24 protein-coding genes are annotated in these 25,963 nt (G+C 44.9%); 21 read left to right on the top strand and 3 right to left on the bottom strand.

What is annotated here, in order from left to right:
* The first annotated feature begins 17 nt into the window (after positions 1-17).
* From rnpM to lepA, 11 genes are all read left to right on the top strand, one after another.
* Complete coding sequence (rnpM, locus tag KE627_RS11010) at positions 18-317, top strand: RNase P modulator RnpM (protein ID WP_014939899.1); 300 nt, start codon at positions 18-20, stop codon at positions 315-317.
* Positions 307-624 carry a L7Ae/L30e/S12e/Gadd45 family ribosomal protein gene (locus KE627_RS11015; RefSeq protein ID WP_013727798.1) on the top strand — a complete coding sequence of 106 codons (318 nt, stop codon included), beginning with the start codon at positions 307-309 and terminating at the stop codon, positions 622-624. The genes rnpM and KE627_RS11015 overlap by 11 nt, the downstream gene beginning before the upstream one ends.
* Positions 625-628: 4 nt before the next feature.
* Positions 629-3,205 (top strand): translation initiation factor IF-2, encoded by a 2,577-nt coding sequence (gene infB, locus KE627_RS11020; protein WP_056939128.1) that lies wholly within the window; start codon positions 629-631, stop codon positions 3,203-3,205.
* A 15-nt stretch (positions 3,206-3,220) separates the two neighbouring features.
* Positions 3,221-3,574, top strand: a complete 354-nt coding sequence (gene rbfA, locus KE627_RS11025) for a 30S ribosome-binding factor RbfA (RefSeq protein ID WP_013727800.1) — start codon at positions 3,221-3,223, stop codon at positions 3,572-3,574.
* A gap of 83 nt (positions 3,575-3,657) precedes the next feature.
* The gene (truB, locus tag KE627_RS11030; protein WP_013727801.1) at positions 3,658-4,563 is read left to right on the top strand and encodes a tRNA pseudouridine(55) synthase TruB; all 906 of its coding nucleotides are present in this window, start codon (positions 3,658-3,660) and stop codon (positions 4,561-4,563) included.
* An 18-nt stretch (positions 4,564-4,581) separates the two neighbouring features.
* A complete protein-coding gene (gene ribF / locus KE627_RS11035; protein ID WP_013727802.1) occupies positions 4,582-5,538 on the top strand; it encodes a riboflavin biosynthesis protein RibF in 957 nt (318 codons plus the stop codon).
* Positions 5,539-5,663: 125 nt separating this feature from the next.
* Positions 5,664-6,707, top strand: coding sequence for a heat-inducible transcriptional repressor HrcA (hrcA, locus tag KE627_RS11040; protein WP_041805892.1), 1,044 nt, complete (start codon positions 5,664-5,666; stop codon positions 6,705-6,707).
* Positions 6,708-6,724: 17 nt separating this feature from the next.
* Positions 6,725-7,333 (top strand): nucleotide exchange factor GrpE, encoded by a 609-nt coding sequence (gene grpE, locus KE627_RS11045; RefSeq protein ID WP_056939129.1) that lies wholly within the window; start codon positions 6,725-6,727, stop codon positions 7,331-7,333.
* 27 nt (positions 7,334-7,360) lie between these two features.
* The gene (gene dnaK / locus KE627_RS11050; protein ID WP_013727805.1) at positions 7,361-9,232 is read left to right on the top strand and encodes a molecular chaperone DnaK; all 1,872 of its coding nucleotides are present in this window, start codon (positions 7,361-7,363) and stop codon (positions 9,230-9,232) included.
* 109 nt (positions 9,233-9,341) lie between these two features.
* On the top strand, positions 9,342-10,490 hold the full coding sequence (dnaJ, locus tag KE627_RS11055; protein WP_013727806.1) for a molecular chaperone DnaJ: 1,149 nt from the start codon (positions 9,342-9,344) through the stop codon (positions 10,488-10,490).
* Positions 10,491-10,640: 150 nt separating this feature from the next.
* Positions 10,641-12,479 (top strand): translation elongation factor 4, encoded by a 1,839-nt coding sequence (gene lepA, locus KE627_RS11060; RefSeq protein WP_013727807.1) that lies wholly within the window; start codon positions 10,641-10,643, stop codon positions 12,477-12,479.
* 353 nt (positions 12,480-12,832) lie between these two features.
* Here lepA and KE627_RS11065 read toward each other — a convergent pair whose 3' ends face one another.
* Positions 12,833-13,276, bottom strand: coding sequence for a hypothetical protein (locus KE627_RS11065; protein ID WP_013727808.1), 444 nt, complete (start codon positions 13,274-13,276; stop codon positions 12,833-12,835).
* A gap of 134 nt (positions 13,277-13,410) precedes the next feature.
* On the opposite strand from KE627_RS11065, the gene KE627_RS11070 reads away from it, so the two are divergent.
* Positions 13,411-14,340 carry an IS30-like element ISLpl1 family transposase gene (locus KE627_RS11070; protein WP_146971951.1) on the top strand — a complete coding sequence of 310 codons (930 nt, stop codon included), beginning with the start codon at positions 13,411-13,413 and terminating at the stop codon, positions 14,338-14,340.
* 116 nt (positions 14,341-14,456) lie between these two features.
* Here the strand turns inward: KE627_RS11070 and KE627_RS11075 are convergent, their stop codons facing one another.
* Positions 14,457-14,852 (bottom strand): hypothetical protein, encoded by a 396-nt coding sequence (locus tag KE627_RS11075; protein WP_013727809.1) that lies wholly within the window; start codon positions 14,850-14,852, stop codon positions 14,457-14,459.
* A gap of 166 nt (positions 14,853-15,018) precedes the next feature.
* On the opposite strand from KE627_RS11075, the gene KE627_RS11080 reads away from it, so the two are divergent.
* The 6 genes from KE627_RS11080 (at position 15,019) to KE627_RS11105 (ending at position 20,629) form a co-directional block, all read left to right on the top strand.
* Complete coding sequence (locus KE627_RS11080; protein WP_013727810.1) at positions 15,019-15,360, top strand: hypothetical protein; 342 nt, start codon at positions 15,019-15,021, stop codon at positions 15,358-15,360.
* An 87-nt stretch (positions 15,361-15,447) separates the two neighbouring features.
* Positions 15,448-16,410: a 50S ribosomal protein L11 methyltransferase gene (gene prmA, locus KE627_RS11085; RefSeq protein WP_013727811.1), complete on the top strand. Its 963-nt coding sequence runs from the start codon at positions 15,448-15,450 to the stop codon at positions 16,408-16,410.
* Entirely contained in the window at positions 16,410-17,150 is a 741-nt protein-coding gene (locus KE627_RS11090; RefSeq protein WP_013727812.1) for a 16S rRNA (uracil(1498)-N(3))-methyltransferase, read from the top strand. Before prmA ends, KE627_RS11090 begins: the two co-directional genes overlap by 1 nt.
* An 88-nt stretch (positions 17,151-17,238) precedes the next feature.
* Positions 17,239-19,467, top strand: coding sequence for a RelA/SpoT family protein (locus tag KE627_RS11095; RefSeq protein ID WP_013727813.1), 2,229 nt, complete (start codon positions 17,239-17,241; stop codon positions 19,465-19,467).
* A gap of 12 nt (positions 19,468-19,479) precedes the next feature.
* The gene (dtd, locus tag KE627_RS11100; protein ID WP_014939911.1) at positions 19,480-19,926 is read left to right on the top strand and encodes a D-aminoacyl-tRNA deacylase; all 447 of its coding nucleotides are present in this window, start codon (positions 19,480-19,482) and stop codon (positions 19,924-19,926) included.
* A 61-nt stretch (positions 19,927-19,987) separates the two neighbouring features.
* On the top strand, positions 19,988-20,629 hold the full coding sequence (locus tag KE627_RS11105) for an HAD-IA family hydrolase (RefSeq protein ID WP_013727815.1): 642 nt from the start codon (positions 19,988-19,990) through the stop codon (positions 20,627-20,629).
* Here KE627_RS11105 and KE627_RS11110 read toward each other — a convergent pair whose 3' ends face one another.
* Positions 20,630-21,472, bottom strand: a complete 843-nt coding sequence (locus KE627_RS11110) for an N-acetylmuramoyl-L-alanine amidase family protein (RefSeq protein ID WP_013727816.1) — start codon at positions 21,470-21,472, stop codon at positions 20,630-20,632.
* A 364-nt stretch (positions 21,473-21,836) separates the two neighbouring features.
* On the opposite strand from KE627_RS11110, the gene hisS reads away from it, so the two are divergent.
* From hisS to KE627_RS11125, 3 genes are all read left to right on the top strand, one after another.
* Positions 21,837-23,144 carry a histidine--tRNA ligase gene (gene hisS / locus KE627_RS11115; RefSeq protein WP_013727817.1) on the top strand — a complete coding sequence of 436 codons (1,308 nt, stop codon included), beginning with the start codon at positions 21,837-21,839 and terminating at the stop codon, positions 23,142-23,144.
* A gap of 2 nt (positions 23,145-23,146) precedes the next feature.
* Positions 23,147-24,934 (top strand): aspartate--tRNA ligase, encoded by a 1,788-nt coding sequence (gene aspS / locus KE627_RS11120; RefSeq protein ID WP_013727818.1) that lies wholly within the window; start codon positions 23,147-23,149, stop codon positions 24,932-24,934.
* A 137-nt stretch (positions 24,935-25,071) separates the two neighbouring features.
* Positions 25,072-25,947, top strand: a complete 876-nt coding sequence (locus KE627_RS11125) for a YitT family protein (RefSeq protein WP_013727819.1) — start codon at positions 25,072-25,074, stop codon at positions 25,945-25,947.
* Positions 25,948-25,963 lie beyond the last annotated feature (16 nt).

Raw genomic sequence — 25,963 nt, forward strand, 5'->3', positions numbered from 1 at the left:
TTTTAGGAGGCGATTTTTTGAAAAAACGAAAAATTCCAATGCGTAAAGATATCGTTACTGGTGAAATGGCGCCGAAAAAGGAATTAGTCAGAATTGTCCGTGACTCAGACGGCCACGTTTCAATCGATGAGACTGGAAAGAAATCCGGCCGTGGTGCCTACATCTCAATTAACGTTGAGATTGCCCGCAAAGCTAAAGCGGAACACACTTTTGAAAAAGTCTTTTCAACAACTTTGGATGACAACTTTTATGACGATCTAATTGCCTATGTTGACCATAAGCAAGCCCGAAAAGAGTTGTTTGAAGATGGACAATGATCAGGCAATTTTGAATTTTTTAGGTCTGGCACGGCGGGCAAGCAAAATTGTCTCCGGTCAAGATATGCTTTTGTCTCAAATCCGCAGCGGCAAGATTTTTTTCTTGTTTATCGCAGAAGACACCGGCAAGGCAACTCAAAAGAAGTTTAATGATAAGTCAAATTACTATCATATACCCGTGAATAACAGTTACACTAAAGCAGTGCTTAGTGAAGCAATTGGAATGAAACGAACCATTATTGGCATTTCCGATCGGGGTATGGCAAAAAAATTGGTTGAATTAACCGATAACAATAAAGGAGAGTGATTATATGGGGAAAAAGCGAATTTACGAATTAGCTAAAGAACTGAATGTCTCCAGTAAGCAAATCGTTGACCGTGGTAATAAACAGGGCTTCGATATCAAAAATCACATGTCAACCGTTGACGCTAACCAAGAGCGTCAAATTCGGGCGATGTTTAGTAAAGGCGGCAATCAATCGACTGGAAACAGTCAATCAAGCCATAAGAGCAGCAATAACAATGTTCATTCAGCAAGCTCAAAGCCAAAAGAACATGCCACTGCTCATGCACAAAGTCGACCGGCTGCTCACCATGACAGCAACGGGTCCCATCCGGTAAGCCGAAACACACAGCAGGCTAACCGAAATGCAGAGAGCAACCGTAGTAACAACGGCCACTCAAGTGTTGCTCGCAACACAAATAATACTGCTCAAAGAAATCATTCCAACAATAATAACCATTCGAATAGTCAAAATCATTCCAACAATTCGAACCAGTCCAATAATCACCGGACCAACCAGAATAATGATCGACGCAATCACCAAGCTTCAAACAATTCATCCAATACGTCGACCCGTAATACAAACAGTCATTCAACTGGCAGCAATACAACTGCAAGCAATCATACCAGTTCGAATAATAACAGTAATACAAACCGTAGTTCCAACAATTTCTCAAATCACAATACCGGCAGTGGTCGTTTTGGCGGCAGCTTGAACCGGAATAATAATCGTGGCGGCTCCCGCAAAGCCAAGAAGAAGCGCAACAAGAAACAACGTAAGCAAAAGAATCAACGATTGCGTGAAGTTGAACACCATGGTGCACCGGAACGAAAGAATCGTCCATTACCAAAGGTGCTTGAATATCAAGATGGTATGAACGCCCAGGAATTGGGTAAATTGTTGCATCGTGAGCCAGCAGAAATTGTTAAGAAGCTATTTATGCTCGGCGTCATGGTGAACCAAAACCAATCACTTGATAAGGATACGATTGAGATTTTGGCAGCCGACTATGGTATTGAAGCAAAAGAAAAAGTCCACGAAGATTTGTCCGATTTGGATAAGATCTTTGAAAAAGAAATGGAGAATACCGATCACTTGGTATCCCGACCACCAGTTGTGACGATCATGGGACACGTTGACCATGGTAAAACCACTTTGCTGGATCACTTGCGGCATTCACACATTACTGCTGGTGAAGCAGGGGGAATTACTCAAGCAATCGGTGCTTATCAAGTTCGTCACGGTGACAACCTGATCACTTTCTTGGATACTCCTGGACATGCCGCTTTTACTGAAATGCGTGCTCGTGGTGCCAATATTACCGATATCACGATTTTGGTGGTTGCTGCCGACGATGGCGTAATGCCTCAAACTATTGAGGCTATCAACCATGCCAAAGCTGCCAAGACGCCAATCATTGTGGCTATCAACAAGATCGATAAACCGGATGCCAATCCACAACATGTTACCGATCAATTGATGCAGTATGGTCTGGTTCCTGAAAAACTTGGTGGTGATACCATCTTCGTTGATATTTCAGCCAAATTTGGTAAGAATATTGACGAATTGCTTGATATGATCATCTTGGAAGCAGAAGTGATGGAATTGAAGGCTGATCCGGATCAACCCGCTGCCGGATCGGTAATTGAAGCTCGTCTGGATCAAGGTAAGGGGCCGGTTGCCACTTTACTGGTTCAACAAGGCACTTTACACGTCGGTGACCCAATCGTTGTTGGTCATACATTCGGCCGAGTGCGGACCATGACGAACGAACGTGGCCGCGATGTTAAGAAAGCGACGCCATCAAGCCCAGTATCAATCACTGGTTTGAATGAAGTACCAGAAGCCGGCGATCGTTACGTCGTCTTTGATGATGAAAAGACCGCTCGTGCCGTTGGTGAAGAACGTGCCAAGGAAGCTCAAGTTGAGGAACGACGAAAGACCACCCGGGTTACCTTGGACAGCTTGTTTGATTCGCTTAAAGAAGGCGAAATGAAGGAAGTTGACATCGTAATCAAAGCTGACGTGCAAGGCTCAGTTGAGGCTTTGGCTAACAGTCTGCAAAAGATTGAAGTTGAAGGCGTCAAGGTCAACATCATTCATTCCGGAGTTGGTGCGATTAATGAAAGTGATGTTGCCTTGGCCGAAGCCAGCAACGCCATTATCATTGGTTTCAACGTTCGACCGACACCACAAGCCAAGTCACAGGCTGACAGCGACCACGTTGACATTCGTCTTCACCAAGTTATTTACAACGCCATTGATGAAGTTGAATCAGCAATGAAGGGGATGCTTGCTCCGACCTACACTGAACAAGTTACTGGTGAGGTTGAAGTGCGTGACATCTTCAAGGCTTCTAAAGTCGGAACGATTGCTGGTGGTATGGTGGTTGACGGTGTCGTTCAGAAGAATAGTAAAGTTCGTTTGATTCGTGACGGAGTCGTTGTCTATACCGGCGAATTAAACAGTTTGAAACGCTTCAAAGATGACGTCAATGAAGTTAAACAAGGCTTTGAATTAGGTTTAACTATCAAAGATTATAACGATATCAAAGTCGGCGATGTGATTGAGGCATATGTCATGAAACAAGTGCCTGTCAAGTAATTTGGAGGTGTTTTGATGGCTCATTATCGGGTTGGCCGATTAGAACAGGAAATTCAAAAAGAAGTTAACGACATTCTGTTAAAGCGGGTCCGCGATCCTCGAGTTCAGGGCGTCACTTTAACTGGTGTCGAAGTCACAGGTGATCTCCAGCAGGCGACCATTTATTACAGTATTTTGTCCGATAAAAAAGAGGACGAAGAAACAACTGCAAAGGGATTGGAAAAAGCCAGCGGACTAATCCGCGGCGAACTTGGTCATCGGTTAAGCATTTATAAAACACCGGAAATCAAGTTCGAGCTGGACACATCAGTTCAGTATGGTGACAAGATTGACCGATTAATTAATAAATTAAATCAAGATGGTGAATAATCATCTCAACTGCCCACGCCTGAATGGCTGGGCAGTTTTTTTGTGATATAATTTTCTTACATGAAAAAATTAGGAGAATTCGAATGGATGGCGTAATTGCACTATATAAAGAACGTGGCATGACAAGTCACGACTGCATCAGCAAGTTAAGAAAAATTTTGCACACCAAAAAAGTTGGCCATACCGGCACCTTGGATCCAAATGTCGATGGGGTGCTGCCAATTTGTATCGGCCAGGCGACCAAGATCAGTGAACTGTTAATGCAGTCCGGAAAAGTATATCGCGGTGCGATTACCCTGGGAGTTGCTTATGATAGTGAGGATCTGGACGGTCACTTGATTGAACAGGTGCCGGTTAAAACGCCGCTGACGGATGAACAGATTAACGCCGCTCTGGCTCAATTGACCGGTGACATTCTGCAGACGCCGCCGATGTATTCGGCCGTCAAAGTCAATGGCCACAAGCTCTATGAATATGCGCGCAAGGGGATCACCATTGACCGGGATCCACGTCCGATTCATATTGATTATTTTAAGCAAATTAAGCCGGCAACGTATGATGACGCTGCCCACACGCAGACAATCTATTTTGAAGTCGGCTGTTCAAAGGGGACTTACGTTAGAACGCTGGCAGTAGATTTTGGAAAACGGGTTGGCTTGCCGTCTGTCATGTCTGATCTGACCAGAATTAAAAGCGGTGGTTTTGATATTTCACAGACATCCACTTTGGCTCAAGTCAAAGAAGCCGTTGCTGCGGAAGACCTGAGTATCGTCCTTCATCCGTTATCTGAAGCACTGGCGGAATATCCCGGTTATCAATTGGACGACAGCCGCTGGTCAATCGTTTCTCATGGTGGCTTCTTGGACCAATCAATCAGTCCCACCCACGCGCCGGTGGTTCGATTAGATTATCAACAACAGGTGAAAGCGTTATACCGATTGGATGAACAAATCGGTCAATACAGACCGTTTAGAATGTTTTTAGCTTAATGAAGGTGGTTTTTAACAATGCAAATTTCAAGATTACACTATCCGTTGTCTGATGATTTTAAGGTCGATGGCCCGACTGTCGTTGCAATGGGATTTTTTGATGGCTTTCATAAAGGTCACCAAGCAGTTTTACAACGGGCAAAAACCGAGGCTGAAAAGCGCGGTGCCAAGTTGGCGGTGTTGACATACGATCATCATCCGGCAATTGTCTACCGAAAAATGTCGCCCCATGAACAGCGATATTTGACGCTGAATGATTATAAAATGCAGCTGCTAAGAGATTTTGGTGTTGACCAAGTCTTTCTGGTGAATTATTCGTATGATTTTCAAAGTCAAACTCCGGAAGAATTTATCAACAACTTTCTCAAGCGGTTCAATGCAGTGGCAGTCGTGGCTGGTTTTGATCACACCTATGGTGATAAAAAAGTGGCCACGATGGCCAATTTCCCCAAATTTGTTAAAGGGGCTTTTGACGTCATCACAGTGCCGTCTGTCGACATTAATGATAAAAAGGTCAGTTCGACCCGGATTCGGATTGAATTGGATTCAGGTGACGTTGATAGTGTTACCAAATTGTTGGGGCGCCCATTTCAAACCCGTGGCGTCATTGTCCACGGCGAGGAGCGGGGGCGACTGTTGGGCTATCCAACTGCCAACGTTGAACACTCAGAATATCAATGGCTGCCAACGATTGGAATCTACGTGGTTACCGTCGAAATTGCCGACAAAAAGTACTTGGGAATGGCTTCAATCGGCAAGAATGTGACCTTCTCGGATGTTCATCCGATGACGGTGGAAATCAATTTGATGGATTTTGACCGCAACATCTATGGTGAAGTCGTCAACGTGAACTGGCTTTCATACTTAAGAGCTGAGATCAAATTTCAGACTCCTGAAGATTTAATTGATCAGTTGGATAAAGACAAAGTTGCGACCCGTGAGTACTTAGAGCAGCATCCTGAGATCTTGAATTAGCACTATTAGCACTCTACACAAAATAATGCTAAAATAAGGCTATATTCCCTTGACTTATAACAGACGGTTTGTTAAATTATAAATGTGCCTTAGCACTCGGTTATATTGAGTGCTAAAAAGAGGTGATTTGGGTGCTAACGGATAGGCAAAAAGATATTCTTCAAATAATCATTCGTGATTACACAAGAACGGGAATGCCAGTTGGTTCCAAGGCATTGGCTGAGGAGTTTCCGACCCACGTTAGTTCCGCGACGGTCAGAAATGATATGGCTGCACTTGAATCAAAGGGCTTAATTACGAAGACTCACTTTTCTTCCGGACGGGTTCCATCGATCGAAGGTTATCGTTACTATGTTGATAACCTCGTTCAGCCGGACCCGCTGGACGAAGGTGCGGAAGACTTAATCAAAACTTCTTTTAACAGTGAGTTCAATCGGATTGACGAGATTGTCCAGGAGTCAGCCAAAGTATTGTCAGATTTGACAAATTACATGGCGCTGACTTTTAATCCAGAGTCTGGCGATAACTTGAAACTTGGCGGTTTCCGGTTGGTCAAGTTGGATGATCGTCAGGTAATGGCCATCATCGTTACCAACACAGGTCACGTCATTGATAAGATTTTCAGGCTGGCCAACGTCTCGTCCGAGCAACTTGAAACCATTGTGAATATCATTAACAGCGAACTGGTCGGCAAGCCGCTCAAGGATGTCATGGACAAGTTAAAATTTGATATTCCAATGTTGATGACCAAATATATTCAGACCCCCGAAGGCTTCTTGAAGATCTTCGGGGACATGCTGGACGAAGCGGGCCGAGATAAAGTTCACGTTGATGGTGAACTGAATCTATTGAAGTTTGCGGAACGGCAAAATGTTGACCGGCTTAAGCCACTCTACAATTTACTGGGCACCGAGGACTCGGTTTCAAAGATTATTGATCCCAACTCTAAAGATGTTCAGGTCAGAATTGGCGGCGAGCTGCGCAACGACCTGTTAAAAGATTATAGTATTATCACAGGAACTTATGATTTGAAAGAGTATGGTCATGGCGTGATTGCAGTCATTGGACCAACCAGAATGCCTTACTCAAAGGTCATCGGAATTGTTGGTGCTTTGCGGGAAGAATTGACCAAGAAGTTACTTGGCTACTACGATGACGATAATCAATAATTTAAGGAGGCGATTGTTTGGCAGAAAACAAAGATGATTCGGTTAAGAAGAATCCAAGTGGGCCAACACAGGACCAATCAACTCAACCAGCCAAGGCAGCCAAAAAGGCAGCTAAGCCGGAAAAAAAGGCTGATCAGGCCAAAAGCCCAGACGCAAATGATATTAAAAAGTTGAAACAAACGGTAGTCGATTTACAAAAGAAACTTGATGCAATGGAAGATAAGTTCCTTCGTGCGGAAGCCGATATGCGAAATATTGAAACCCATGCCAAGAAGGAACAGGCTGATTTAATCAAGTATGACGGCCAGCAGCTGGCCCATGATATCCTGCCCATTGTTGATAACCTGCAGCGAGCACTTAAAGTTGATGTCACTGACGAAAGCGGCAAGCAACTTAAGCAGGGGGTTTCAATGGTTTACGAGCATTTCACCAAGGCTTTGTCTGATAATGGCGTTGAGGTGATTGATGCGTTGAACAAACCATTTGATCCCAAATTCGATCAGGCTGTTCAAACGGCGCCGGCAGATGATGATCATCCAGCTGACACGGTTGTTCAGGTCCTCCAAGACGGATATCGTTTGAAGGACCGAGTGCTTCGACCAGCGATGGTTGTTGTAGCAAAATAAAACTTTAAAAGAAAAAGAGGATTATTTATGGCAAGTAATAAAATTATTGGTATTGATTTAGGAACTACTAACTCTGCCGTTGCTGTTCTTGAAGGCAGCGCGCCTAAAATTATTCCAAACCCGGAAGGTGCCCGTACGACACCATCAGTTGTTGCATTTAAAGATGGTCAGCCACAAGTTGGTGAAGTTGCCAAGCGACAAGAAATCACCAACCCTAACACGGTTCGCTCAATCAAGAGTCACATGGGTGAACAAGGTTACACTGTTGACATTGAAGGCAAGAAATACACCCCTCAACAAATTTCTGCGATGATTTTACAGTACATCAAGGACTTTGCTGAAGATTATTTAGGTGACAAGGTTGAAAATGCCGTTATCACTGTTCCTGCCTACTTCAATGATGCACAGCGTCAAGCGACTAAAGATGCTGGTAAAATTGCCGGTTTAAACGTTAAGCGAATCATCAACGAACCAACTGCCGCTGCATTGGCATATGGTTTGGACAAACAGGAGAAAGATGAAAAGATTCTGGTTTACGATTTAGGTGGTGGGACGTTTGATGTTTCCATCCTTGAATTGGGTGACGGTGTCTTCCAAGTTCTCTCAACCAATGGTGATACACATCTTGGTGGTGATGACTTTGACCAACGAATTATTGACTGGTTGGTTGACGGTTTCAAGAAGGATAATGGCGTTGACTTATCCAAAGATAAGATGGCTTTGCAACGTTTGAAGGATGCCGCTGAAAAGGCCAAGAAGGATCTCTCTGGTGTTACTGAATCAGAAATCAGTTTGCCATTTATTTCGGCCGGTGACAACGGTCCATTGCATCTGCAAACAACCTTGACTCGTGCCAAGTTTAACGAATTGACTGCCGACTTGGTTGCCAAGACCAAGGTCCCATTTGATAATGCCTTGAAAGATGCCAAATTAAGTACTTCAGACATTGATCAAGTGATCTTAAACGGTGGTTCAACTCGAATTCCTGCCGTCCAAGAAGCCGTCAAATCATGGACTGGTAAAGATTCAAACCACTCAATCAACCCTGATGAAGCCGTTGCTTTGGGTGCCGCTGTTCAAGGTGGTGTGATCACCGGTGATGTTAAAGACGTTGTCTTGCTTGATGTTACCCCATTGTCATTGGGTATTGAAACCATGGGTGGTGTCTTCACCAAGCTGATCGATCGCAACACGACCATTCCTACCAGCAAGTCACAAGTCTTCTCAACAGCTGCTGATAACCAACCTGCCGTAGACATTCACGTTCTTCAAGGTGAACGTCCAATGGCTGCTGACGACAAGACGTTGGGTCAATTCCAGTTGACTGACATTCCGGCTGCTCCTCGTGGGGTTCCTCAAATCGAAGTTAAGTTTGATATTGACAAGAACGGCATTGTGAACGTTTCTGCCAAGGATAAGGGAACCGGTAAAGAGCAGAAGATCACCATCAAAGATTCATCAGGCCTTTCCGATGAAGAGATTCAAAAGATGATGAAGGAAGCTAAAGAAAACGAAGAGGCTGATAAGCAACGTAAGGAATCAGCTGATTTGAACAACGAAGTCGACCAATTGATCTTCCAGACTGACAAGACTCTCAAAGACGTCAAGGGTAAGGTTTCCGATGACGAAATCAAGAAGGCTGAAGATGCACGTGATGCCCTCAAGAAAGCTAAGGAAGACAATAACGTTGACGAAATGAAGTCTAAGAAGGACGATTTGAACAAGATTGTTCAAGATTTGGCTGTCAAGCTGTATCAACAACAGGCTCCTAAAGACGGCGGTGCTGCTGCCGGCGAAGGTGCCAAGGGTGGTTCAACTGATGACAAATCCGACGGCAAAGGTGACGACGGCACCGTTGACGGCGACTTCCACGAAGTTCACGATGATGATAAAAAGTAATTTATAATCAGATATTGTAATGAGAAGTCAAGGCCGGCTGGCTTTGGCTTTTTGTTAAAATATGGTATATTATCATGGTTAATGAATTGAATGAGGATGGGAGTTTCTAATGGCAGAAAAAGATTATTATGATATTCTTGGAGTTTCCAAGGACGCCAGCGATGACGAAATCAAACACGCCTATCGTAAGCTTTCTAAAAAGTGGCATCCAGATATCAATAAAGCGCCGGATGCTGAAGCAAAATTTAAGGAAATCAATGAAGCATATGAGACATTGAGTGACCCACAAAAGCGCGCCAACTATGACCAATACGGTTCAGCTGATGGTGCCGGTGCCGGCTTTGGCGGCGGTAGCCAAGGCGGGGGCTTTGGTAACTTTGGCGGTAGCGCTGGTGGATTTGGTTTTGATGACATTTTCAGTCAGTTCTTTGGTGGCGGCCAACAGCGGGCAGATCCGTCCGCACCCCAACAGGGCCGTGATCTTCAATACCAGATGACCCTTGAATTTGAGGAAGCCATTTTCGGTAAGAAGACCGTGATCAAGTACAACCGTGAAGCCCAGTGTAAGACTTGTGGCGGGACGGGTGCCAAGCCTGGTACTTCACCAGTCACTTGTTCCAACTGTGGCGGCCGTGGTTACGTTACCACTGAGACCAACACCCCACTTGGCAGAATGCAATCCCGTCAAGTTTGCCCGGTTTGTCATGGGACTGGTAAAGAAATCAAGGAAAAGTGCCCAACCTGTGGCGGTAGTGGTAAAACTGATGAGCGTCACGAACTTGAAGTCAACGTACCAGCCGGAATTGATGACGGTCAGCAAATGCGTCTTCAAGGCCAAGGTGAAGCCGGGGACAATGGTGGTCCTTACGGTGACTTATACATTGTCTTCCGAGTCAAACCCAGCAAAGACTTTACGCGTGATGGGTCAACAATCTACGTTGACCAGCCCATCACTTTTGCCAGAGCAGCACTTGGTGGCAAGATCAAAGTCAAAACGGTTCATGGCGATGTTGAGTTAAAGGTACCAGCCGGAACCCAGACCGGGACAACTTTCCGTCTCAAAGGTAAGGGTGCGCCTCGCCTTCGTGGTAACGGTAATGGCGACGAGCGGGTGACCGTTAATGTGGTTACACCCAAGTCGCTTAATAAGAATCAAAAGATTGCCTTGGAAGCATTCGCCAAGGCCAGTGGTGACAACATTGCTGGCAAGGGCGGTAGTAATTTTTTTGACAAGATGAAAGATGCTTTTGATAAATAACATGATCATGTGGAGGGGTCAGCCGGCTGTTTTGCCGTTGCTTGACCTCTTTTTATGTCAAGGCAACCCTGCTGGTTCCGTTTAACTTTGGATAAACTGGAATGGCTGGTATAATTATTATCAGTAAACAAATGAAAGTGAGAATACAACATGGATTTAGATAAAATGAAGAATCACCAAAAATATATTCGAAACTTTTCCATCGTTGCTCACATCGACCATGGGAAATCGACCTTAGCCGATCGAATTCTGGAAATGACGGATACCGTTGCCAAGCGGGATATGAAAGATCAATTACTGGATAACATGGACCTCGAACGTGAGCGGGGCATTACGATCAAATTAAACGCCGTGGAATTGACGTATCATGCCAAAGACGGCCACGACTATGAGTTTCATTTGATTGATACCCCAGGACACGTTGACTTCTCCTATGAAGTTTCTCGAAGTCTGGCTGCCTGTGAGGGTGCCGTCCTGGTTGTCGATGCAGCACAGGGAGTCGAAGCTCAGACACTGGCGAACGTTTATCTGGCGATTGATGACAATTTGGAAATTGTGCCAGTCATTAATAAGATTGATTTGCCCTCGGCTGAACCGGAAAAGGTCCGAGAAGAAATCGAAAACGTGATTGGCTTGGATGCCTCTGATGCCGTTCTGGCCAGCGCAAAAAAGGGGATCGGTGTACCAGAATTGTTGGAACAAATTGTCCACAAAATTCCCGCGCCCGACGGAGACGTTGAAGGACCCCTAAAGGCCCTGGTCTTTGACTCGGTTTATGATGATTACCGTGGAGTCGTTTTAAGTGTCCGTTTATTCGAAGGCACTGTTAAACCCGGTGACAAGATCAAAATGATGAACAGCGGCAGTGAATATGAAGTCACTGAAGTGGGGGTTAACTCGCCTAAACCTGTTAAACGCGACTATCTGATGTCTGGAGACGTTGGTTACATCACCGCCAGCATCAAAGATATTACCCAAACCCGAGTTGGTGATACCGTCACCAATGCCCTTGATCCTGCAGATGAAGCACTCCCGGGTTATCGGGAAATGCACCCGATGGTTTATGCCGGACTTTATCCAACTGACAATGCCAAGTTTGACGATTTACGTGAAGCATTGGAAAAATTGAAGTTGAATGATGCAGCACTGGAGTTTGAACCGGAAATTTCCAAGGCGCTGGGATTTGGTTTTCGTTGCGGATTCTTGGGCCTGCTGCATATGGACGTGGTTCAGGAACGTTTGGAACGGGAATTTAATCTGGAGCTGATCACCACGGCACCATCAGTAACCTATGAGGTCAAGCTAACGGATGGCGAGTCCAAAGAAGTTGAAAATCCATCTGAAATGCCGGATGTTTCTGCTATCAAGCAAATTTCTGAGCCATACGTCAAAGCAACCATTATGGTACCCAATGATTATGTCGGCCCAGTTATGGAACTTTGTCAAAGACGACGGGGTGAATTTGACACAATGGAATACCTTGATGAGTATCGGGTCAACGTGATTTATCACATGCCTTTATCCGAAATTATCTTTGATTTCTTTGACAAATTAAAATCCAGCACCAAAGGCTATGCATCCCTTGACTACGAGTTGGAGGACTACAAACCCAGCGACCTGGTCAAAATTGATATTTTGCTGAATGGTGAAAAGGTGGATGCTTTAAGCTTCATTTCTCACCGTCAATTTGCCGCACCAAGAGCTCGGGACATCGTTGGTAAACTCAAGAATATCATTCCCCGACAGAACTTTGAAATTCCCGTCCAAGCAGCCATTGGCGCCAAAATTATTGCCAGAACCAATATTAAGGCCTATCGCAAGGATGTGACCGCCAAGTTATATGGTGGTGATCGAACCCGGCGGATGAAACTCTTGGAGAAGCAAAAGGTTGGTAAAAAGCGGATGAAGGCTGTTGGAAAAGTGGATATTCCTCAGGAGGCCTTTATGGCTGTTTTGCAGACTGATGAGGAAGAAAAAGGCGACAAATAGGTACTTTTACTGGACCATTGGTCTTAACGACAATTATTTATTCAGGTCAATAACCCTTGCCCATGCCCGTTACCTGAGGAACCGTAGTACAGCTAGAAATTTCATAAAAAAGCAAGCAACAGCCAGTGATATTGAGGAAATCAAATCACTGATTCGTTTCAGGCAGGCGATGCTTGTTAGCAACGACACTTCGTTTGAGTAAACGGGAGCGTTGGTTGATGGTTGCGACACTAAATTAAGATAATTTTGGTATTTAAAAGACGTCTTACTAGGCGCCTTTTCTATTGAGACAGCCTTTATGACGTCAAAAAAGACCGCAGCGAAATAACTCGTTGCGATCAGATGTCTTCAAACTATTTTGTTGGACTCGTTAATTGTGTACTATCAGATAACGCGCGGCTGTAAATGGTCTCTAAGTGTTCCAGCTCCAGCTTGTTGGCGATAACATCGTTAAATAACTGTTCAATGGCCGCTGTCATAGCTTTTTCGTCCGGCAGGGCATTTGTGGCCTCAGCCTTGGCCTGTTGCATTTGGTATAACTCCTGCAGGAGATTAATGAGTCGATGACGAAAATGGGATAACTGTACCGAATGAGGCAGGTCATCATTTTCGTGTTTGACATGGTAATCAAAATACCGTTCCAGTTTTTCAACCGTCCCCAGTGATAAGTTATCCACCAGTCGCGTGTGATTTCTGAGTCGGATGATAATTGATGAGTTCACCCCGGTCAACTTCTGGATCTGATAGGCACTGTCTTCACTGTCGAGGACAGCTTGAACCTTTTGTCTTGCATCCATATTCATTCCCCCGGAAATTTAGAATTTGATGATAAGGTAGATTGTAAAATTAATCCGAACGCTGTTCGGGCAAAAAAGATCAGCTTCCTTTAAAATGGTGTTTACCACAAACCCATCTTTTAGGAGCTGATCTTTTGTCTAGTATAACCTATTCCGAACGAATTAAAATCGAAACCTTTTGTGAACTAGGGCTGTCCAATATCCAAATGGGCGTTCGGCTGAACCGATCACCGTCAACAATTTCTTATGAATTATCTCGATGTCAACCTTATCAGGCTGAATTAGCACAAACAGATGCCGAATACAAGCGATCACGATGTGGTCGGAAAACTAAGCTGAGCGATGAGTTAAAGCAAAAAATTCTCAACCATTTACGTCTAAGCTGGTCACCAGGAATGATTGCTCACGAATTTAAACTAGCTACTAAATCTATTTATAATTGGCTAAATCAGGGGAGAATTGATTTCTCCTTGAATGATCTACCTGAACATGGCGTACGCCAACGGCGTAACGTTGACCAACGATCCAAATATAATCAATCTTTGGGGCGATCAATTGAACAGCGTCCCATGATGATTAATCAACGTAATCGCATCGGCGATTTTGAACTAGATACAGTCGTTGGTCCTCGTGGGCATAGTAAGGCAGTTTTATTAACTTTAATCGATCGCAAATCACGGTTCCTTTGGGCATACCGGTTAAAAGATCGGACGACAGCGACTGTTAATGAAGCACTAACTAAGTTCCTAACCACTTTTAATGGTCCGGTGCACAGCTTTACTGTGGACCGTGGCACTGAGTTTAGTGGGCTAGTATCACTTGAATCACAATATGGTATTAAGACCTATTACTGCCATGCTTATACGCCAGCTGAGCGCGGCAGTAATGAACGATTTAATCGGAACTTACGCTATTTTTATCCTAAGGGGACTTATTTTGAGCACATTAGTGCTCAAGGCTTGAAAACCACCTTACTCGAAATTAATCAGAGACCACTTAAAATACTTGACTGGCAAACACCTTATCAGGTCATGCTGACCAATTTGTCAAAAAATTCGGATTAAATTTGCAATCTACCATAAAAAGGTTGCTTCGGCGTATGTATATCTTGTCACATTTACCATATGACAAGTGACATATAATTGTCAAATTTTTCGCTATCTCAATAGCGGTGTGTCTGCTAACCAATCCGCAATTCGGTGACTAATTTGGTATCGATAACCGGCTTGCCGTCCTCTCCCTGGTGGTGAACGACGCGACCCAACATGCCATTATCGATGACGTATTGATCAAAGAACTGCTTGGTTGGGACCTGCAGGAGGCTTCGGTCATGCGACTGTTCAAAAGCCACTTGATCCAAGACCAAGTCTTTTGGAGTGGCAGAAAAAATATTATAAATTGCTTTAAGGGCGACTTCACCTGATTTCAAAATGGTGGTATCCAAATAACTTCTTAGGAATAACTGATGGCCCTCAAAAACCGTATCACTTGAATGTGATTCCAACACTGCCCGGTAGCGAATCTCAATCGTGTCGGGTCGAATCTTATTGATAAATCGAATGCGGAATAATTCCATTATTCTCAGCTCCTTTCCTACATCATATGCTAAACTTGTTAAGGAGTGCAACTTTGATTCATTATGAGAAAATGTTTGCGTTTCTTCTCACATTCAATTATTATATATATTAATTGTTTTTTTATTCGATTCGAAAAATTAAAATTTAATAAGCTGGGAGGTGTTAATGATTCTAAGTCGAACAAAACAATATTTAAGAAAAAACGGTTACTTCTATAAAAAAGAATATATTCGGCCCTTACTGACACCGGATAATATTTATATTTTCAGATTTGGCCGCGACCGCTTGGATAACCGGCTTATTATTCGCTACAGTCATAAGTGGACTGGCAGACAGCGAATCAACGAAATTGATTTACGGCTGCATAAGCAAAAGCATCCCCGGATTTTCGAGAACGAATCCGAACTATTGAACTACTTGGAAGGACACCTATTGAAGCACGAGGCAAAGGTCCGTGCGCGTGAGAAAGAAAAACAACATGAAATATCAGATGGTGCATCTAAGTGATATGGATTCGAAATCAAAGCTGGTTTTTGCCTCATTGTGGGGTGAAGCCAGCTTTCATTTTAGAATCAACCGACAAAGGAGAATTCCATGGACTGGACAGAATTATCAATTATGACGACAAGTGAAGCGGTTGAGGCCGTTGCCAACATTTTGATGGCATACGGGGCGACCGGGGTTTCAATCGAAGATGCCAAAGATTTTGAGAAATTAAAACCCGGCCGCTACGGAGATCATGGTGAAATTGTCGATCCTAAAGACCTGACTCACGTTAGGCAGGGGGCGATTGTATCCGCTTATTATCCCAACAATCAGCATATTGATGCCCAAGCAGACCAAATTGCCACCAAGGTCCGAGGTTTGGCGAAGTTTGATTTGAATCCCGGACCAGCAGAAGTTCACCTGACGCCAGTCGTGAATCAAGATTGGCAAACTGCCTGGGAGAAGTATTACCATCCAGTATCAATTTCGCGATTCATCACCATTGTTCCCAGTTGGGAAGACTATCAGCCAAAATCCGCTCAGGAAAAAATTGTCCGCTTGGATCCTGGAATGGCCTTTGGAACTGGAACCCATCCAACTACCCGACTATCACTTCAGGCTTTGGAAATGGTCATGCAGGGCGGCGAATCAATTCTGGATGTCGGCACTGGTTCCGGTGTTTTAAGCATCGCCGCCAAGTTGATGGGCGCGGGGGAAATCCACGCGTTCGACGTTGACGACATCGCTGTTGAATCTGCAGAAAAGAACATTCAACTCAATCCAGGTGCTAAAGGAATCCACGTCGCGGCAAACGACCTGCTGGCCGGAATTCACACTCAAGTTGATATCGTGGTTGCCAACATTTTGGCCGAAATTATCGTGCCGCTGGTTCCCCAAGCATGGGATAATCTCGTTCCTGGTGGCTTTTTCCTCACATCCGGGATTATCAAGGACAAATTTGCAACCGTTGAAAATGCGATGACCTCACAAGAATTTCAAATCATTGAAACCTTGAGAATGAAAGATTGGTATGGGGTCATCGCCCAAAAGCCAAAGGATGAGGACAAATAATGCAACACTATTTTGTAAGTGAACATTTAACTGTGGGACAGTCGATTGAACTTCCCAAAACAATTTCTCATCATTTATGCAGAGTTTTGCGTGCCGAAGTTGGTGACCGGTTTGAACTGGTTGGCGATGACCACCAGGTGTACGAGGCTGAAATTGGTCGACTGGAGGGAAACCAAGTCGCCGCCAATATTATCAAGCCACTTGATCACAACGTTGAATTGCCGGTCGATGTCACGATTGTCAGTGGTCTGTCCAAGGGCAACAAGCCCGAATGGATTGTTCAAAAGGCTACTGAACTTGGTGTGGCTCACGTGATTTTCCTGCCGATGGACTGGTCGATTGTTAAATGGGATCAAAAAGCAACTAAAAAAATTACCCGGCTGAATGAAGTTGCGTTGAGCGCTGCTGAGCAGTCTCATCGAAACGTCGTGCCAACAGTGGCTTATTTAAGCGGATTAGATGCTTTATTCCAATTAGATTTTGATACCCAATTGGTCGCTTATGAGGAGTCCGCCAAGCAAGGCGAGGAAACCAATTTGGTGAAGGCCGTCAGGCAAACTGCTTCAGGCGGCACCATGGCGGCTGTCTTCGGTCCGGAAGGCGGCGTTAGTCCGGCTGAAGTTACCCAATTAGTCGATCACGACTTTGTGTTAGCTGGTCTTGGGCCACGGATTTTGCGGACTGAAACAGCCCCACTGTACTTTCTCAGTGCCGTTTCAACGCTGACCGAACTGATTTAGTTTGCTGAATAACTTTGACAACAATGATATTATTATGATAAAGATGATTTGATGATGCCTTTGGGCAAATGAGAGAAGAGTTGATACAATGGCGACTAAAATTTGGACACCGGACGATGTCATTAATAAGGTTTCTGAGTATATGAACAAGGAACATGTTGATGAGATTCGAAAAGCTTACCAATTTGCAAAAATTGCTCACCAGTACCAAAAACGGCAGTCTGGTGAGCCCTATATTACCCATCCGACTCAGGTGGCTGGTATTTTAGCTGACCTGCATATGGATCCTGAGACCGTCTCAGCCGGTTTTCTTCATGATGTAGTCGAAGATACCGGGGCTACCTTAGGCGACATCCAAGAGCTGTTTGGCCACGATATCGCCTTGATTGTCGACGGGGTTACCAAACTGTCCAAGATTAAATATAAATCCAGCGAAGAACGATTGGCTGAGAACCACCGTAAGCTTTTGCTGGCAATGTGTAAAGACATCAGAGTGATGATTGTCAAGCTGGCTGATCGCCTGCACAACATGCGGACATTAAAATCACTGCGGCCTGACAAGCAGCGGCGGATTGCCAGTGAAACCTTGGAGATTTACGCCCCGATTGCCGATCGATTAGGTATTGGAACCATCAAATGGGAACTGGAAGACATTTCACTTCGGTATCTCAATCCCCAGCAATACTACCGCATTGTGCACTTGATGAATTCACGTCGTGATCAACGGGTGGATTATATTGAAAAAGCCATCAAAGAGGTCAAAAAGGCGATTTCTGCATTGGGCGTCAAGGCTGAGATTTATGGCCGACCCAAGCACATCTATTCCGTTTACCGAAAAATGGTTGAAAAGCACAAACAATTTAGTCAAATTTATGACCTGTTGGCCATTCGGGTAATTGTTGATTCAATTAAAGACTGTTACGCCGTTTTGGGCGCCATCCATTCAGAGTGGAAACCCATGCCTGGCCGGTTTAAAGACTATATTGCAATGCCCAAAGCCAACATGTATCAATCGCTGCATACGACCGTTATTGGCCCGGAAGGCAAGCCTTTGGAAGTCCAGATTCGAACCGAAGAGATGCACCGCGTGGCTGAATTTGGTATTGCTGCTCACTGGGCCTACAAAGAGGGAATCACAAACGGGGTCAAAACCTCGCAGGATAACAATAAACTCAACTGGTTTAAGCAAATTATCGAACTCCAGGAAGATACCGACGATGCCGCCGATTTCATGGATAGTGTCAAAGGTGAATTGTTTGGCGACCACGTCTATGTCTTTACCCCTAAGGGCGACGTTTATGAGCTGCCAAAAGGAGCCGGTCCGCTTGATATGGCCTACATGATTCATACCGAGGTTGGTAATCACACCACTGGTGCCCGGGTCAACGGCAAGATTGTCCCTCTGGATCACCAAGTTAAAAATGGTGACATTGTCGATATTATTACTGCCACTGGTTCAGCCGGCCCGAGTCGTGATTGGCTGAAGCTGGTTCACACCAGGCGGGCACGAAATAAGATTAAACAGTACTTCAGACAAGAAGACCGTGAGAAAAACATTGAGGACGGTAAGAACCTGATTTCCAGAAGACTACGGGAAGCCGGGTTTGAGCCCAACCGGATCATGGTACCGGATAAATTGACCAAGGCAGCCGTTAACATGCATTACCAACACGCTGATGATTTGTTGGCTGCGGTCGGCTTTGGGGATTTGCAGCCGACCGGGGTGGTTAACCGATTGACAGAGGATGCCCGGGCCCAACTCAAAAAAGAGCGTCAGGACCAAGCTGAACGAGAAGTTTTGGAAGGCCATCAGACCATTTCTGAAGATTCCGACAGCGCTAAGAAGCAGAAAAAACGCAAGTCCTCAAATGGTATCGTGATCGAAGGCGTCGATAATCTCCTAGTGCGATTGAGTCACTGCTGTACCCCGGTTCCCGGCGATGAAATTGTCGGTTACATCACCAAGGGACGCGGCGTGTCAATCCACCGGGTTGACTGCCCGAACATTAAAACTGCGGAAGAAAACGGTGAGCGGCTGATTGAGGTCGCCTGGGCTGACAATCCTGAGGAACGGACGATTTATGATGCCAGTTTGGCCGTCCAAGGATATAATCGGGCCGGCCTGCTGACGAATGTCTTGACCGCCGTTAATAGTGTCACGAAGAACGTTTCGTCAGTTAATGGTCAGGTCGATAATAATAAGATGGCCACCATCTCCCTTTCAGTTGGCGTCCGCAATTTGGAGCAGCTGGAGCGGTTGATTGGGGCAATTAAGAACGTTCACGATGTTTATTTAGTTGAACGAAAATTCAGATAGGAGTTTTGCTGGATGAAAGTGGTTTTGCAACGAGTCAAGGAAGCGTCGGTCAGTATTGACGGTCAGATTCATGGCAAAATTGGCAGGGGATTCGTTCTGCTGGTTGGTGTCAGCGATGCCGACGGTGAGGCAGAAGTTGACTATTTAACCCATAAGATTAGTAAACTGCGGGTATTTGAAGATGATGCCGGTAAACTCAATTTGGACATCAATGCCGTGAATGGCGCAATTTTGTCGATTTCGCAGTTCACCTTATATGCAGATACCAAAAAGGGGAATCGCCCCAGCTTTACCAAGGCAGGCGAACCGCAACACGCTGATCGGGTGTATGAGCAACTCAATGAACGTCTGCGGCAGACCGGTTTGGAAGTTCAAACGGGCGTTTTTGGAGCCGATATGCTGGTGAATATTCAAAATGATGGTCCAGTGACGATTATCTTTGATACGGATAACAAATAAAAAATGATCAGATAAAAATAAAGTCGAATCGTGTGGTTCGGCTTTTTTAAGGAGTAACGAAATGATTAATCAATTATTTTGGGATTTTGACGGCACGTTGTTCGATACCTATCCAAAAATGGTTTCCGCGTTTGTCCAAGCATTGGGTGATTTAGGAATTGACGATGTTGAAATCGATCAAGACCAGATTTATGTCACCATGCGCCAACACGACGTTGGGACAGCCATTCGAAAGTTCTCGGCCTTTTATGGGATTGATGAAAAACAGCTTCGAAAATTGAATCGCACCCATCAAACCAAATTGGTCGAAGATGCCCTGCCGTTTCCCAGTGTTAAAGAGGTTTTGGAATTGGCTAAATCAATGAAGGGACGCAACTTTTTGCTGACACACAGGGATGACCAGGCTAAAAGCATGCTGAGAAAGTTTGATCTGCTGGACGATTTCAGCGGCTTTGTCACATCGGATCAGAATTTTCCGCGGAAACCACAGCCTGATTCAATTAACTGGTTAATTAAGACCAATCAGGTAGACAGAAAAAAAGCGATCATGATTGGTGACCGCAAGTTGGATGTTGCTGCGGGCCACAATGCAAATATCGCTTCGTGTTTGTTTGATCCTGATGGCACAATCATTGATTCCGGCAATCCCGAGATTCGGGTCACCGAAATCAATGAACTCGTCCCATGGTTGACCAACAAATAATTAATGATTGTTTTTAAAATAGTTTGCGATGCCGTCGACAACGTCTTTCGCAAGCTTTTTTTGATAGGCCGGCTTTTGAATTTGGTTAAAGTCTTTTTTGGTATTGATGTAGCCGCCCTCAATCAAAATAGCTGGAACCGAGTTGTCCCGGATTACCAAGAAGTTACCGAATTCCACGCCCCGCGAACTTAACGGCAGATTTTTCATCTGCTGGTTGACTGATTCTGCCAAATGTTTGGAGTCGCCGCTATGGTAAAAGTAACAGGTGTAGCCAGACGCAACGTTGTTCTCATCCGAAGAGTCAAAGTGGAAACTGACGAAGAGGTTGGCCGATGATGAATTGGCAATTTCCGGCCTGGCCGCTAGTGGGACGGTTTTATCGGAACTGCGCGTCATGACGACCCGGGCACCTCTCGCCTGGAGCAGTCGTTCGACTCGTTTGGCAACTTCCAAAGTGTACCGTTTTTCGGGTTGCCCGGTCATTGACAGTGCCCCCGTATCCGATCCGCCGTGGCCCGGATCTAAAACAATTGTCGCTTCCGATAAGCTGCTGACATTTTGAACGTTGCTGTTTTGAACCAGCCAGGACGCTACCCAGCCAATGGTGCGATGCTTATAGATGACCTTGATCCAGTTACTTTTTCGACTAATCACCTGCAATCGCTGTCCATGCTGAACTTTGGCTTTTACCGAGTAGGTAACGTCTGGCCCGCTTCGAATATTTAATTGATTGACCTTAACAGTCACTGAATTGGATTCCAGCGAGACGATCAACACCAAAAATGTGATGATGATCGTCAGGGTGGCAACAATCCAGCTTTTGTTTTCCCAAATTTTTTTCACAGTTCAATCGTTCCCTCACTCAAATAATCATATTATAGTTGAAATAAGCCTGAGAGGCCAGTCTGAATGGAAATAACGCCGATGTTCCCTTGACATTTTCTGGCTGGTACACTAGTCTTATAGACAGTTAAATATCCAACCGATAAAAAGAACTATCGAAATAAGCGGCATACAGAGAGCATTCATTTGGTGGAAGGATGCGTCGATTATTTTGAAGTGACACTTTTTGCTTATGATGGTTAATAGCGAAATGCTATTCGTGCGAGCGTTATCCTTGAGAATTAATTAAGGTGGTACCGTGCGAATGCACCCTTGTCTATGGACAGGGGTTTTTTTTTCGGAATTTAAGTGGGAGGAAACAATTATGCGATATCAACGACCAAAAGGAACGGCCGATATTTTGCCAGGTGAAGCTCAAAAATGGAACTATGTCGAAGAGACTGCCCGGATGCTGTTTGACGATTATCGTTATCAGGAGATTCGGACACCAATGTTTGAAAATTTTGATGTCTTTTCCAGAACGTCTGGTGATACTTCCGACGTTGTCACAAAAGAAATGTATGATTTCAATGATAAGGGCGACCGGCACATGAGTTTACGCCCTGAAGGGACCGCCGGTGTTGTGCGGGCATTTGTCGAAAATAAGCTTTACGGGCCTGAACATCCCCGCCCAGTCAAAGTCTTTTATATGGGGTCGATGTTTCGCTATGAACGGCCACAGTCCGGCCGCCAGCGTGAATTTCACCAAATTGGGGTAGAAGCTTTTGGTAGTAATGAGCCCGAATTGGACGTCGAAGTGATTGCCATGGGGATGGATTTGCTGAAACACTTTGGCTTGTCTGGCCTCCGGTTGGAAATTAATAGTCTGGGTGATAAAGCCTCCCGTGACGCATATCGTCAAGCGTTGATTGACTATCTTGACCCGCACTTTGATGAGTTGAGTGATGATTCCAAGGTTCGTCTGCACAAGAACCCGTTGCGGGTATTGGACAGCAAAGACAAACGCGACCAGGAAATCGTCAAGGGTGCGCCATCAATTTTGGACTACTTGAATGAAGATTCCCAAAAGCACTTTGATAAGGTCAAACACCTTTTGGAATCACTCAACATTCCGTATGTCGTTGACCCTGATATGGTTCGGGGCCTGGATTACTACAACCACACGATTTTTGAAATCATGGTTGATTCCAAGGCCTTGGGCGAAGGCTATACAACCATTTGTGCCGGCGGTCGATACAATGGCTTGGTTGAGCAGCTTGGCGGCCCTGAAATGCCCGGAATCGGTTTTGGTCTTGGGATGGAACGGCTGATGCTTTTGATGGAAGCCCAAGGGGTTAAATTCCCGGTTCTTGACCAATTGGATGCTTACGTAGTTGGGATTGGCGAACAGACCAGTGTTTTGACCTTACAAATCGTTCAAGCATTGCGGGCAGACGGTTTCGCAGCTGACCGTGATTACCTTGACCGCAAACCAAAAGCGCAGTTTAAAACTGCCAATAAGCTGAATGCTCAGTACACAATTACCATTGGTGAAAGTGAACTGGAAAAAAAGACCGCGAACGTCAAACAGATGCGGACCGGGACCGAGGTTTCAGTACCGCTGGCTGAGATTTTCAAAGATTTTGATGAGATCATTACCAAATATTTTACAGATGATGAGGAGATTGATTAGACATGAAGAGAACTACTTATGCTGGCCTTGTTGATGAACAGCTCATCGGCCAAGAAGTTGTCTTAAAAGGCTGGGTCCAAAAACGTCGTGACCTCGGCGGCTTAATTTTTATTGAACTGCGTGATCGTGAAGGAATTGTTCAGTTAGTATTCAGTGAGGAATTTGGCCAAGATGCTTTAGCAGTTGCCGATAAACTGCGCAGTGAGTACGTTGTGGAAGCCAAGGGTAAAGTTGTTGCCCGGGATCCTAAAGAAATCAACCCTAAGATGAAAACCGGTAAGATTGAAGTTGACATCACCGATGCCAAGATTTTGGCCACCGCTAAGACACCGCCATTTTATATCCAAGACGGCATTAACGTTTCCGAGGACCTGAAGCTCAAGTACCGTTACTTGGATCTTCGCCGCCCTGAGATGCAAAAAAACATTTTGCTGCGAAACCGGATTATTCAGTCGATTCACAGTTACTTCGACCAAAATGATTTCATTGATATCGAAACCCCAACACTGACGAAGTCAACTCCTGAAGGGGCTCGAGATTATCTGGTTCCTTCACGGGTCTATCCTGGTTCCTTTTACGCTTTGCCACAATCACCCCAGCAATTTAAGCAGTTATTGATGGGTGCCGGTTTTGATAAATACTATCAAATTGCGCGTTGTTATCGTGATGAGGACTTGCGTGGTGATCGTCAACCAGAATTTACCCAAATTGATATGGAAATGTCATTTGCCGATCAAGAAGAAATCGAAGATGTCACTGAAGGATTCATTGCCAAGGTCATGAAAGACGCCATGGGCATCGACGTTCAGCTGCCATTCAAACGAATGGATTGGGACGAGTCAATGGCTCGTTATGGAACCGATCAACCCGATGTTCGCTTTGGCATGGAATTAAAAGATCTTTCAGACATTATGAAGGATGTTGATTTCAAGGTTTTCTCCGGTGCTGTCAAAGATGGCGGCCAAGTCAAGGCAATTGCCGTTCCCGGCGGAGCTGAGAAGTATTCCCGAAAAGATTTGGACAAATTTGCCGATTACGTTGTACGTTTCGGAGCCAAGGGCTTGGCCTGGTTGAAGGTGACCGATGATGGCTTTAACGGCCCGATCGCCAAATTCTTCAAGGATGCCGATCTGCGTGAAAAGATTTTAGCCAAGGCTGAAGCAAAGCCTGGCGATCTATTGCTGTTTGCTGCAGATAACAGCCGGGTTGTTGCCAACACGCTGGCCTATCTGCGAGTTGAGATTGCCAAAGAACAGAACATGATTGACGAATCCAAATTTGCCTTCTTGTGGATTGTTAACTGGCCATTATTCGACTGGGATGTCGACTTAAAACGTTACGTGGCTGCCCATCATCCATTTACGATGCCAAATGAAGACGATGTTCATTACTTAATGAATGAAGGCGAAGACCCACACAAAGCCTACGCTCAAAGTTATGACATTATTTTGAACGGCCTTGAATTAGGCGGTGGATCAATCCGTATCCATACCCGGGCACTTCAAGAAAAAATGTTTGAAGCACTTGGATTTACCAAAGAGAGCGCCGAAGCTCAATTTGGTTACTTCCTGAACGCTTTGGATTACGGTTTCCCGCCTCATGGTGGTCTCGCCATTGGCCTGGATCGCTTTGTCCGTTTGCTTGCTGATCGCGATAACATCCGTGATGTGATTGCCTTCCCTAAGAACTCCAAAGCAGTTGAGCCACTGACCAGTGCACCACAACCTGTTGCTACCAAACAGCTTGAAGATCTTGGCTTGTTCGTTGCCAAACCTGATGGTGAAAAGTAGTTTCGAGTTTCAAATGAACTGATTTCAATAAAATCCTGTAATCTAGTCACTGATTACAGGATTTTTAATGTAATTTTTGTCATTTACGTTTATCATTAGGCAAGACGTTCAAAAAGTTTTCGAAGGGGATTTATTTTATGGATGACGTTTCAAAATTAATGCGTAGGCACACCTACGTCACCAAAATTTCAACTTCATTTATTTACGCAATTTTAGTGTCGATTGCGGTTAATTTTTTCTGGACACCTGGACATATTTATTCATCGGGGATTACCGGGTTCGCTCAGTTGTTGAACACCATCAGTACGCGGGCGTTTCCGTTTGAAATTTCAACTGGGCTGGCTTTATTCCTGCTGAACTTGCCATTATTTGTCTTGTCGTGGCGGGCAATTGGCCACGAATTTACCATTTTCACAATTATTACCGTCTTTTTATCCAGTTTTATGATTCAATTACTCAAACCAATTCCGCTCACCCATGATCCGATTATCTGTGCAATCTTTGGTGGGGCCGTCAATGGATTTGGGACCGGGTTGGCGCTTCGAAACGGGATTTCGACTGGTGGGCTGGACATTCTGGGCATTGTTATTCGTCACCGAACCGGTAACTCGATTGGGACGATTAACATTGCCTTTAACTCGTTAATCATCGTTTCAGCTGCCGTCATGTATGGATGGCCATACGCCTTTTACTCTGTCCTCAGTCTAATCGTTAATGCGCGCATCATGGATATGACCTATACCAGACAGCAGCGAATGCAGGTGATGATTATTACCACCCGCCCCAACACGGTGATCGATAGTGTTCAAAACCATCTTCGTCGGGGAATCACGATCGTTCATAATGCCGAAGGGGCTTATCAACACGATGCCAAAACAATCTTGTTCACGGTCATTTCACGATATGAAATGGGGGAGTTGGAGGAAGCTTTATTGGAGTCCGACCCCAACGCGTTTGCCAGCATTTCAGATTCGGTCAAGATTTTGGGGAGGTTTTACGAGCCGAAACCCTGAGGGCATTTTTAAAGAT

The organism is Lentilactobacillus buchneri, assembly GCF_018314255.1.
Taxonomy (GTDB): Bacteria; Bacillota; Bacilli; order Lactobacillales; family Lactobacillaceae; genus Lentilactobacillus; species Lentilactobacillus buchneri.